Origin of the sequence: Promicromonospora sp. NPDC050880 (assembly GCF_044456525.1) — a bacterium.
GTDB lineage: Bacteria > Actinomycetota > Actinomycetes > Actinomycetales > Cellulomonadaceae > Promicromonospora.
Genome location: NZ_JBITFV010000001.1, coordinates 603331 through 614783, shown reverse-complemented (window position 1 = coordinate 614783; position 11453 = coordinate 603331). Strand labels below are relative to the sequence as shown.

The window sequence follows — 11453 nt, the reverse complement described above, 5'->3', positions numbered from 1 at the left end:
GCTCGAGCGTCCAGGAGCTGGAGCCTGGCAGGTGCCTGCGGTGGAAAGGGCTGGGCGCCGGTGAGCCGGTGCGTCCGCGGGGTGGTGACGGCCCGGCGGATCAGCCGAGCGTCGCCGTCGCGACGTCGCCGAGCGCCGTGAAGTAGGCGTCGAGCAGGGGGCGCAGCCGGGAGCCGGGCGTGCGGGCCCACTCCTGCCAGGCGAGGTCGGCGGCGGCGACCGCTGCGGCGGCGAGCGCGCTGGCGGCGCGGTCGTCGCCGAGCCGCTCGCGCAGCACGTCCTCGACGGCCGTCTGATCGCTGCGCCGTTGGGAAGCCAGGTGTGCCGTGAGCGCGGGTACGTCGGTGATCATGCGGATGCGCGCCCGCAGCGCGTCCCCGCGCGTGTCGGCCATGTCGCTCATCGACTCGGCCGCCCTGCGGATGACGGCCCACACGCTCGAGCCGGGCTCGGCCACGTCGACGGTCTCGGCGATGCGCTGCGCGAAGGAGCCGCGTGCGGCGGCGCCGCGCGCCGCGGAGACCACCGCGTCCTCCTTCGACGCGAAGTAGCGGAAGAACGTCGCGCGCGAGACGCCGATGCCCTGGGCGATCTCGGTGGTCGTGACCTTGTCGAAGCCGTGCTCCGCACAGAAGGTGGCGGCGGCGTCCGCCAGCTCGGCGCGCAGGATCTCGCGGCTGCGATCGCGCACATCGTTGACCATGAACCGAAGTCTACCGGGTGATACCGTATCTGCCGGATGAGACATCGTCTCACCCTCGCGACACGATCAGAGAGACGGATGAACGACCGATGACCCAGATACCGACCAGGGACATCCCTCCAGCCCCCGCCGACGGCGGCGGCACGCACGCAGCGGGAGGTGCCGGCGCTCGTCGGCGCGGCCCGCGGGCGATCCTCGCCGTGCTCGCCTTCGCGGGCCTCGGGGCCTCGTTCATGCAGACGATCCTGATCCCGATCCAGGGTGAGCTGCCCGAGCTGCTGGACACCACCAGCGACAACACCGCATGGGCGATCACCGCGACCCTGGTGGCTGCCGCGGTCTGCACGCCCGTCGCGGGACGGCTCGGTGACATGTTCGGCAAGCGCCGGGTCGCCATGGCGCTCCTGCTGCTGCAGGCGCTCGGTGCGATCCTCGCCGGCCTCTCGAACGACGTGGTGACCCTGGTCGTCGCGCGGGCGCTGCAGGGCATGGCGGCCGGCGTCATCCCGTTGGGCATCGCGATCCTGCGCGACGTGCTGCCGCCGCGGAAGCTCGGCGCGGGTATCGCTCTCGTCAGCGCGACGCTCGGCGTCGGCGGCGCGCTCGGCCTGCCGCTGAGCGCGGTCGTGGCCGAGCACCTGGACTGGCACGCCCTGTTCTGGGTCGCGGCCGCCATCGCCGTGCTCGCCTTCGTGGGCTACGCGGTCTTCGTGCCGTCCAGCGCGCTGCGCACACCCGGGCGCGTCGACGTCGTCGGCATCGTCGGACTGTCGCTCGGGCTCGTCGGCGTGCTCGTCGCCGTCTCGCGCGGCGGCGAGTGGGGCTGGGGCGACGTCCGGACGCTGACCCTGCTGGCCGGGGGAGTGGTGGTGCTGGCGATCTGGGGCGTGATCGAGCTGCGCGTGCAGGATCCGCTCGTCGACCTGCGGGTCAGCGTGCGCGGACCGGTCCTGCTCACCAACCTCGCCTCGGTGGCGATGGGCTTCGCCCTGTTCGCGTCGAGCGTGGTGCTCCCGCAGCTGCTCGTGCTGCCGCGGGTGACCGGCATCGGGCTGGGGCTGACGCTCACCGTCGCGGCGCTCGTCCTCGCGCCCTCGGGGCTGGCGATGATGGCCATGTCTCCCGTCGCCGGCAAGGTCGAGCGGCGCTGGGGCGCCAAGGTGCTGCTCATCATCGGCGCGGTGGTCCTCGCCCTGGCCTACGGGCTCGCACTGGCCTTCCATGCCGCGGCGTGGCAGATCCTCGCCGTCAACGTCGTCCTCGGTGTGGGGGTCGGCCTCGGCTACGCGGCCATGCCGGCACTCATCATGCAGGCGGTGCCCGTGCACGAGACCGGGGCCGCGAACGGGCTCAACGCACTCATGCGCTCGCTCGGCACGAGCATCGCCGCGGCCGTCGCCGGCGCGGTCCTGGCCCTGTCCGCCACGACGGTCGACGGCGTCACGGGACCGAGCGAGGACGGCTTCCTGCTCACGCTGACGCTCGGGCTCGGCGCGGCGGTCGTCTGCGTGATCGTCGCAGCCTTCATTCCCCGGCCACGGGCGGACCGGCAGGACGGCGCGGCCGAGCCTGCGTGACCGGGCCGCGGGAGCCGGTCGGTCCACGCGCGACCCGCCGCGCCGCGCGACATCACGGTCGTCCGGCGGGTGAACACCAGCACCTGAGAAGGCCGCCGGCACCACAGGCCCGGTACGGCATCATGCCGCGCTCCGTATGCTCAGCGCGTGAACGGCGCACGCAGCAGGCTCGGTCTGAGCTCATGGATCGTCCTCGGGATGGCCGCCCTCGCGGCCGCGTGCGTGCTGAGCGGCCTGCTGCCCGCACAGGACGCCCGGGCCCTGGGTGCACGCACCGCACCCGTGCTCGGGTTCGCGGTCGCCATCACGATCGTCGCCGAGCTCGCACGGGACGCCTCGGTGTTCGAGGTGCTCGCGCAGCTCCTCGGCCGCTGGGGCCGGCGCCGGGTGGTCGTGCTGTGGGTGTGGGTCGTGCTGCTGGCCGTGGTCAGCACCGTGTTCCTGTCGCTGGACACCACCGCGGTCATCCTGACGCCGCTCGTCGTGCTGCTCGCACAGAGCATCCGGATCCCGCCGCTGCCGTTCGCGCTGGCGACCATCTGGCTGGCGAACACGGCCTCGCTGCTGCTGCCGGTGTCCAACCTGACCAACCTGCTCGCGGCACCCGCGATCGGCGACCACCCCTTCGCGTTCCTCGCGCTGAGCTGGGCGCCGGCCCTCGTCGGGGTCGTCGTGCCCGTCATGATCCTCACCCTCCGGTACCGGGAAGTCCTGTTCTCGACCTATCAGGTCCCCGCGCAGCGCGTGCCCTCCGACCCCGTGCTCTTCTGGGGCGCCGGGCTGGTCCTCCTGGTGCTGCTGCCCTTGCTCGCGGTCACACCGCACGTGTGGGTCCCCGCGACCGCCGCCGTCGTCGTGCTCGTCGTCCTGTTCCTCGTACGACGTCGGAGCGCTCTGCGGCCCGCGCTCGTGCCGTGGCAGGCCCTCGGGCTCGCCGCGTCGCTGTTCGTCCTGGTCGAGACGGCGCACGCCCACGGCCTCACGGCCCTGCTGACGTCGGTGACCGGCGCGGGCCACGGCGCGGGCGAGCTGCTGCGCGTCGCGGGGCTCGGCGCACTGGCCGCCAACGGCGTCAACAACCTGCCCGCCTACCTCGTGCTGGAACCGATCGCCGCGGGCGACCCTGTCGTGCTCATGGCTCTCCTGATCGGCGTGAACCTCGGCCCGCTGGTCACGCCCTGGGCGTCACTGGCGACGCTCCTGTGGCACCAGCGCGTCGTCGCGCTCGGCGTCACGTTCCCGTGGCGACGCTTCGCCGCCTGGGGTCTGGTCGCGGCCGTGCCCACGGTGAGCCTGGCCGCCCTGGCGCTGGCGATCGTGGGCGGATAGTCGCGGAGGCGCTCGCCGCCCACCGTCACGGTGGTGACTACCTCGGACAGGGGCGGTGCGGGGGTGTGGCACACCCATGGAGAGCGCGGCCTCCCGCGAAGGACGCCGCGTCCATACGTTGCCTGTGCCGAGGTTCTCGTCCTCACGGCGCACGCCTCGGCGCGACAACCACTGCACATTGGAGGAATCGATGCGGTACACCCCCCAGGAGGAATCGAACCTGGAGGTCGTCCAGGCTGCCCTGGCCGAAGGGGCGGAGGACTTCACGAGGTTCTTCACGGAGATCTTCACCGAGTCCACGACCTGGACGATCGCCGGCCACGGTCCTGTCGCCGGTGAGTACAGCGGTCTGAAGGACCTGCACGAGAATGCGGAGAAGGCGCTCTTCGACCGTCTCGACGGGCCGCTGGCGATCACGCCACGAGGCCTGTGGGCCGACGGCGACGATGTCATCATCCGTATCGACAGCACGGGTCGTGCTCGGGACGGCAAGCCGTACCACAACGGATACCTCTACATCCTGACCATGAAGGACGGGAAGGTCGTGTCCGGCATCGAGTGGCTCGACCTGCACGCCTACTACGACATCGTCGAGCGTGTGACGGTCTGACGGAAGCGAGCTGCTCCTCCCGGAGGAGAGAGCACCACAGCGAGCCGCGGTGTCCCGCGGCTCGCTGTGGTCGTGCGGCTCGCCGCGGTCGTGGGGATCCAGCGCGCCGAGCGCCCCGGGGGACGGGCGGCCGGCGCGAGTGCGCTCAAGGCACTGGTGCCTGGGCGTCAGGGCTCAGGGTGGTGAGCCGCTGCAACGACTCCTCCGCCTCGCTCCCTCGTCGCGCGTCGCAGACCAGGAGGCGCAGGCCTTGCGCCGCGGGGACGACGAAGTCGTGGAACTCGAGCGCGAGCTGCCCGACCACCGGATGGAGCAGTGTCTTGGTCTGGTGACTCTTGCCGATCACGACGTGCGCACCCCACATCTCTGCGAAGTCGGCGTCGGCCTCGGCGAGGTCGTCGACGAGCTCCTGGATGTCGCCGCGTACCGACGCCTTGCCCCACGCCTGGCGGAGCGCCCCCACGGTCTCGAGCGCGACACGCTCCCAGTCCACGTAGAAGTTCCTCGCGAAGGGATCGAGAAACATCATCCTGGCGAAGTTGTCCGCACGCGAGAAGCCCTGGTACAGCGTCCGGCCGAGGGAGTTCGTCGCGAGGATCTGCTGGCTCTCGTTGTAGACGAACGCGGGGTTCAGCGACCACCGGTCAAGAAGTCCCTGAATCTCGGGCGACACGTCCTCGCTCAGCGGAGATCGCTGCTGCACCACGTCCGCGCCGGCCAGGCGGTACAGGTGAAGACGTTCGTCCTCGCTCAGCCGGAACACGCCGACCAGAGCGTTCAGCAGCTGCGGGGAGGGGTTCACCTCGCGACCCTGCTCCAGGCGCGTGTAGTAGTCGATGCTCACGCCCGCGAAGGTCGCCACCTCCTCGCGTCGTAGTCCTGCGACGCGCCGATGGCCGCGGGCCAGGCCCAGGGACGCAGGTTCCGTTGCTTCGCGGCACCTGCGCAGATAGGCGCCGAGCTCAGTCCTCACGCGCCGAGCGGTGTCGGCCATGGAGCGACTATAACCAGCACCCGGCCCGTCAGCCCGTGGCCTGGCGCGGCAGGCCCATGATCCTGGACAGCACGGCGTCGACCACCTTGGCCGGCAGGAGCTGCTTCATGGTGACCAGGGTGCGCGCGTCGGCCCCGACGATGTAGCGCGGCCGCGGCCGACGCGCGGTGAGCGCCCGCTCGACCACGGCGGCGACCCGCTCGGGGTCGCCGGCCCTCGCCTCGACGGACCTGTTGAACCGGGCGAGCGCGTCCAGGGCCTGCCCGTAGCGGCGCTCCGCGGACGCGCTCATGACGGCGCGGTCTGCCTCCACCATCGCCGTCGTCTTCGACCGGTTCTGTGAGGTGAAGCTGCCGGGATTGACCATCACGACGGGCAGGTCCCACGGCGCCAGCTCCTGACGCAAGGCGTCCGCGACCGCTTCGACCGCGAACTTGGAGGCACTGTAGGCGCCCAGGAGCGGCGTGGTGACGAGACCGCTCGTGGAACCGATCATCACCAGGCGTCCGCGTCCTGCCCTGATCGCGGGCAGGAACGCCTGGGTCACGGCCACGACCCCGACGACGTTGACCTCCAGCTGCTCCCGGAGGCGGTCGAGGCGCTGGTGCTCCAGCGGACCGGCGACGGTGATCCCGGCGTTGTTCACCACGCCGCCGAGCGGGCCGATGCCGTCCGCCAGGGACGCGAGCTGCCCGCTGTCGGTGACATCCACCGCCACAGGGCGGATGCGCGGGTGGGTGGGAGCGTCGGCGACGCGCCGTGCCCCGGCCACCACGTCATGACCGCGCTCCGCGAGCCTGACGGCGATCGCACGGCCGATGCCGCTCGACGTGCCCGTCACGAGCACCCCTCATGCCGTGTTCCCCGAGCCGGCGCTCGACAGGTCGGCCGCGCCCTTCCCGACGTCGACGACGAGCACGGGCCCGGTGCTGTGCGAACGGGCGCGGCCCTCGTGCACGGAGACCCTGTCCTTGGCTTCCTCATGCGTCGGCATGGGGTTCTCTTCCTCTCGTAGGTGACTGCCGGGTGAGCGCTGCCCCAAGGCTGGCTGCCGTCAGCCGGGACATCCAGGACCTGCCGATCCCAGACTGAGGCCGGGCGGGCAGGCTGGAGCCGGCTCGGCGCGACCATCTGTTCCGGCCGGCCGGGCGACGGTCCGGCAGGGCCGGGGCGCGCCGTCGACGGGGGATCCTGTGACACGAGCATCTCTCTCAGCCCGATCCGGGCCGGCACGGTCACGGACGCGGAAGCCGACACGTACCTGTGGCTCCTGCAGGGGAGTCCCGGCCGGTACGACACCTTCGACGAGATCATCAAGGTCGTGAGGCAGGTGATGACCAGCACCTGAGAACGACGTGGAGGTCCACAGCCGTCGGGCCTGCGTGGCCCGGCGTCGTCTACACTCTCCCCGTCTGACCGACAACAGCGTCGGGTCTGGTCGAGTGCCGATGAGCGCCGATCGGGGCTGGAAACCCCGGACGCCCCACTCGTCGAAGGACACTCCCTTGACCTTGCCTGCCTCGGCCGCGCCCGCGCGGCGCTGGTGGATCCTGGCCACCGTCTCCCTGACCCAGCTGCTCGTCGTCCTCGACGGCACCATCGTCAACGTCGCGCTGCCCAGCGCGCAGACCGACCTCGCGCTGTCCGACACGGCACGCCAGTGGGTCGTCACCGCCTACGCCCTTGCCTTCGGTGCGTTCTTGCTGCTCGGCGGGCGTATCGCCGACTTCTGGGGGCGCCGCCGCACCTTCGTCCTGGGCCTGGTGCTGTTCGGGGCCGCCTCGGCGTGGGGCGGCCTGGCGCACTCGGGCGCCGAGCTGCTCGTCGCCCGCGGCGTCCAGGGTGTCGCCGCGGCGCTCATGGCGCCTGCCGCGCTGGCGATCGTGACCGTCACGTTCCCGCACGGCCGGGAGCGCAACACCGCGTTCGCGATCTTCGGCGCGGTGGCCGGTGCCGGGTCCGCCGTCGGGCTGCTGGTCGGCGGCGTGCTCACCGAGTTCCTCAGCTGGCGGTGGTGCCTGCTGGTCAACGTGCCGTTCGTCGTGGCCGGCGTGGTCGCGGCGCTCGTGCTGCTGACCGAGAGCCGCGCCGAGGGTGACCGCCGCTACGACGTGCTGGGCGCGCTGACGGTCAGCACGGGCCTGGCGGCACTCGTCTACGGTCTGACGCTCGCCGAGGAGGCGTGGACGTCGGCGGCGACGCTGGGCATGCTCGCGCTCGGGCTGGTCCTGCTGGCGGCGTTCGTGCTCGTCGAGTCCCGGTCGAGCCACCCGCTGCTGCCGCTGCGGGTGGTGCGGCACCGGGCGCGTGCCGCGGCGTTCCTGCTGCAGGCGATCGCCGGCGCGGTGATGATCGGGGCGATGCTGTACCTGACCTTCCACCTGCAGATCGTGCTGGGCCTGAGCCCGCTGCTCGCCGGGCTGGCGAGCCTGCCGATCACCGGCGGCATCATGGTCACGGTCCCGTTCGCGACGAGGCTGCTCAACCAGATCGGCCCGCGCCGGCAGCTCATCTTCGGCCCGCTCATCAGTGCGCTGGGCGTGGCCTACCTGAGCCTCATCACCGTCGACGGCAGCTACTGGGCCCAGGTGTTCCCCGGCGTGCTGGTCATGGGCGTCGGCATGGGCTTCACCTTCGTCCCGCTGCAGAACCTCTCCCTGCTCGGCGTCGCCCCGCACGACGCGGGTGCGGCCGCGGCCACGGCCAACGCGTCCAACCAGGTGGGCGGGTCCATCGGCCTGGCCGTCGTGACGGCTCTGTACGTCGCGGTCACGGCGAACGCCGACGACCCCGCCTCGGCGCAGGCCGCGGTGGAGGGGTACTCCGCGGTGTTCCTCGCCGCGGCCGGCATCCTTGTCGCGGCCGCGGTGGTGGCCGCGGTGCTGATCGGCAAGAACGCGATGAGGGAGGCAGCCGCCTCGGAGCAGGGACCGCTCCTGCACGTGGGCTGACGGTGGCCGGAGCCGCTCCGGCGGCTGATACGTGACGCGCCCGCACACGAGCGCCGGGTGTCTCGTGCCACGATGGGCGGCGCGCGTCACCGACCCGCGCGTCCGCCCAGCCCTGACCGTCGAGAGGTACCGTGCAGATGCCCCCTGAGCCCCCGCAGCTCGTCGAACGGTTCTACGAGCTCGCCAAGAACGGCGACTGGCCGGCGGTCCGCGCCGGCTGGCGCTGGTCACCGGCGTTCGCCCGTGAGTGCGCCCACCACGTGAAGCCGTCGTCCGGCTGGGGATTCCTCCACCAGGCCGCGTACGCGGGTGACCGCGCCGCCGCGACCGAGCTCCTCGCCTCCGGCGCGGACGCGGGCGCCGCCGGCAGGGAGGGGGAGACGCCGGCCGATGTCGCCCGTCGGCGCGGCCATGCCGAGCTCGCCGTCCTCCTCGAGGGCGCGATCGAGGCGGACAACCTCTGGGAGCCGCCGACCAGTGCGGACCTGCTCCCGAGCAGCCACCGGTGGGGCGAGGGGCGGCGGCGTGTCGCCACGGCGCCGATGGTCGTCCAGTACGCGGGCAGCACCGTCAAGATCGAGCCGGGCGAGACGTACTGGGTCGACGACCTGGAGCGCACGCTCGTCGGCTGGCACGGCACCTACTCGCCACCGCTCGGCATGGATGCCTATCCGATGGTCGACACCGGCCCCGAGGTGATGTAGCCCCGCCCGTTCCCGGTGCGAGTGACGACGTCCGGCTCGATGCTGGACGGTGCACGCGACGTCGACCGGGGAGCTGCACATGTCTGACCAGACCACGCCACAGGACCCGACCACCCAGCACCCGCAGCCGGAGCAGCCGGCGGACGACCTGCAGCCGCCGGGCCGTACGGACGAGATGTCGCAGCAGCCGGACCACGGCGAATCCACCTACGAGGGCTCTGGCCGGTTGGCCGGCAGGTGCGCACTGATCACGGGCGGCGACTCCGGCATCGGGCGGGCGGTGGCGATCGCCTTCGCACGCGAGGGTGCCGACGTCGCGATCTCCTACCTGCCCCAGGAGGAGCCGGACGCTCGCACCACGGCACGGTGGGTCGAGGACGCGGGCCGCACAGCCGTGCTGCTGCCGGGCGACATCCAGGACGAGGAGTTCTGCCGCCGCCTCGTCGCCGACGCGGCGGCCGGGCTCGGCGGCCTCGACATCCTGGTGAACAACGCCGCCTACCAGATGTCGCAGGACGGTGGTCTGCGCGACATCACGACGGCCCAGCTCGACCGGGTGCTCAGGACCAACCTCTACGCGCTGTTCTGGATCACGAAGGCGGCACTGGACCACCTGCCCCGCGGGGGGTCGATCATCAACACGACATCGGTCCAGGCGTTCGAGCCGAGCCCGCAGCTGCTGGACTATGCCACGACCAAGGCGGCGATCCTCAACTTCACCAAGGGGCTCGCGCAGCAGCTGGCGCCGGAGGGCATACGCGTCAACGCGGTGGCGCCGGGGCCGATCTGGACGCCCCTGATCCCCGCCACCCTGCCGGACGAGAAGGTCGAGCAGTTCGGCGGTGACACGCCGCTGGGCCGCGCCGGCCAGCCCGCCGAGCTGGCGCCCGCCTACGTGTTCTTCGCGTCCCAGGAGTCGAGCTACATCACGGGCGACCGGATCGGCGTGACGGGTGGTCGCCCGCTGTGACGGGAGGAGGCATGGACCACTCACGTGTCCCGGTGCTCGAGGCGCTGCAGGAGTTCCGCAGGCGCGGCGATGTCGTGTTCGGCCCACCGGCCCACGGCCAGGGCAGAGGCGCGGACCCTCGGGTCGTCGGTGTGGTCGGCGAGGGAGTGTTCACCTCGGACGTGCTGATGCTCAACGGCCTGGACGACCGCCGCCAGTCGCAGGGGGTGCTGTCGCAGGCGCAGGAGCTCATGGCGGACGCCGTCGGCGCCGAGCACGCGTTCTTCTCCACCTGCGGGAGCTCGTTGTCGGTCAAGAGCGCCATGATCTCGGTGGCCGGTCCGGGCGAGAAGCTCCTGGTGTCGCGCAACGCGCACAAGTCGGTGATCGCCGCGCTGATCATCAGCGGGATCGATCCGGTGTGGGTCCATCCGCACTTCGACGATCACCTGCACCTGGCCCACCCGCCCGAGCCGGACGACGTGCGGGCCGCGCTGGAGGAGCACCCGGACGCGAAGGGCATGCTCCTGATCTCGCCGACCGACTGGGGTACGTGCGCCGACATCGCCGGTGCGGCGAGCGTGTGCCACGAGTACGACGTCCCGCTGCTCGTCGACGAGGCCTGGGGCGCCCATCTGCCGTTCCACGACGACCTGCCGGCGTGGGGCATGCACGCCGGCGCCGACCTGGTGGTCACGAGCGTGCACAAGATGGGCGGCGCCATCGAGCAGAGCTCCACGTTTCACCTGCAGGGCGGTCGGATCGACCCCACGGTGCTGCAGGCCCGCGAAGACCTCCTGGGCACGACCAGCTCCTCCAGCCTCGTGTACGCGACGCTGGACGGTTGGCGGCGGCAGATGGTCGAGCAAGGCCGCGACCTGTTGGGCGGCGCCCTGGAGCGCGCCGCGCGCCTCCGATCCGCGGTGGACGGGCTCGAGGGGCTCGAGGTGATGGGCCGCGAGGTCGTTCGCCCCGGGGGCGCGGCGGACCTTGACCCCCTGGCGGTCACGATCGACGTCCGGCCGCTGGGGATCACCGGGTACCAGGCGGGGGAGTGGCTCCGTGCTCGGTGCCAGATCGACGCCGGGTCCACCGACGCCTGCCGGATCGGCGTCCGCCTCACGCATGCTCATGGTGACGCCGAGGTGCAGCGGCTCGTGGACGCGCTGACGCTCCTGCCCCGCGAGGCGCCCACGCTGGAGCGTCCGCCGAGGGTCGCCCTGCCGCCGGGTCCGTCGTTCGAGGTGGAGACGGCGATGTCGCCGCGCGACGCGTTCTTCGGGCCGGTCGAGCAGGTGCCGATCACCGAGGCGGTCGGCCGTGTCGCGGCGGAGATGGTCAGCCCGTACCCGCCGGGCGTGCCGGTGCTGGCCCCCGGATTGGTGGTCGGCGCCGAGGCTGTCGAGTACCTCACCACCGGAGTGGCGGCCGGGATGCTCGTTCCCGACGCGGCCGACCCCGAGCTGACCAGCCTGCGTGTGGTCGCGCGGTAGCGGGCGGCCACGGCTGCGGCACGCCGGGCGCCGGTGCCGGTGCCGGGACGCTCACCGCTCGGCGGATTTCTGCTGGTGCGATGCCGGACCCGGATGGGAACGTACCGCGACGGCGTGATCCGGCGTGGTGCCGGCCACCGGAG

Annotated in this window: 11 protein-coding genes; 7 read left to right on the top strand and 4 right to left on the bottom strand. The window is 72.2% G+C overall.

Annotated elements, in window-relative coordinates:
- Positions 1-100 precede the first annotated feature (100 nt).
- Positions 101-703 carry a TetR family transcriptional regulator gene (locus ACIBBF_RS02845; protein WP_397410267.1) on the bottom strand — a complete coding sequence of 201 codons (603 nt, stop codon included), beginning with the start codon at positions 701-703 and terminating at the stop codon, positions 101-103.
- 89 nt (positions 704-792) lie between these two features.
- Here ACIBBF_RS02845 and ACIBBF_RS02840 point away from each other — a divergent pair, with 89 nt between their 5' ends.
- The 3 genes from ACIBBF_RS02840 (at position 793) to ACIBBF_RS02830 (ending at position 4219) form a co-directional block, all read left to right on the top strand.
- Positions 793-2280, top strand: a complete 1488-nt coding sequence (locus tag ACIBBF_RS02840) for an MFS transporter (RefSeq protein WP_397410265.1) — start codon at positions 793-795, stop codon at positions 2278-2280.
- 147 nt (positions 2281-2427) lie between these two features.
- The gene (locus ACIBBF_RS02835) at positions 2428-3609 is read left to right on the top strand and encodes an SLC13 family permease (RefSeq protein WP_397410263.1); all 1182 of its coding nucleotides are present in this window, start codon (positions 2428-2430) and stop codon (positions 3607-3609) included.
- Positions 3610-3799: 190 nt separating this feature from the next.
- A complete protein-coding gene (locus ACIBBF_RS02830) occupies positions 3800-4219 on the top strand; it encodes a nuclear transport factor 2 family protein (protein WP_397410261.1) in 420 nt (139 codons plus the stop codon).
- 145 nt (positions 4220-4364) lie between these two features.
- Here ACIBBF_RS02830 and ACIBBF_RS02825 read toward each other — a convergent pair whose 3' ends face one another.
- Genes ACIBBF_RS02825 through ACIBBF_RS02815 form a run of 3 tightly spaced genes read right to left on the bottom strand, consistent with a single transcriptional unit; the run spans position 4365 to position 6207 of the window.
- A complete protein-coding gene (locus ACIBBF_RS02825; protein WP_397410259.1) occupies positions 4365-5213 on the bottom strand; it encodes a helix-turn-helix transcriptional regulator in 849 nt (282 codons plus the stop codon).
- Between the two features lie 28 nt (positions 5214-5241).
- The gene (locus ACIBBF_RS02820) at positions 5242-6054 is read right to left on the bottom strand and encodes an SDR family NAD(P)-dependent oxidoreductase (protein ID WP_397410257.1); all 813 of its coding nucleotides are present in this window, start codon (positions 6052-6054) and stop codon (positions 5242-5244) included.
- Between the two features lie 9 nt (positions 6055-6063).
- Entirely contained in the window at positions 6064-6207 is a 144-nt protein-coding gene (locus ACIBBF_RS02815) for a hypothetical protein (RefSeq protein ID WP_397410256.1), read from the bottom strand.
- Between the two features lie 511 nt (positions 6208-6718).
- Between ACIBBF_RS02815 and ACIBBF_RS02810 the strand changes: the two genes are divergently transcribed.
- The 4 genes from ACIBBF_RS02810 to ACIBBF_RS02795 all read left to right on the top strand — a co-directional run bounded on the left by ACIBBF_RS02810 (position 6719) and on the right by ACIBBF_RS02795 (position 11310).
- A complete protein-coding gene (locus tag ACIBBF_RS02810) occupies positions 6719-8164 on the top strand; it encodes an MFS transporter (RefSeq protein ID WP_397410254.1) in 1446 nt (481 codons plus the stop codon).
- A 137-nt stretch (positions 8165-8301) separates the two neighbouring features.
- Positions 8302-8868, top strand: coding sequence for a hypothetical protein (locus tag ACIBBF_RS02805; protein ID WP_397410252.1), 567 nt, complete (start codon positions 8302-8304; stop codon positions 8866-8868).
- A gap of 79 nt (positions 8869-8947) precedes the next feature.
- A complete protein-coding gene (locus tag ACIBBF_RS02800; protein WP_397410250.1) occupies positions 8948-9838 on the top strand; it encodes an SDR family oxidoreductase in 891 nt (296 codons plus the stop codon).
- An 11-nt stretch (positions 9839-9849) separates the two neighbouring features.
- Positions 9850-11310, top strand: a complete 1461-nt coding sequence (locus tag ACIBBF_RS02795; protein ID WP_397410248.1) for an aminotransferase class I/II-fold pyridoxal phosphate-dependent enzyme — start codon at positions 9850-9852, stop codon at positions 11308-11310.
- The last annotated feature ends 143 nt before the right edge of the window (positions 11311-11453 follow it).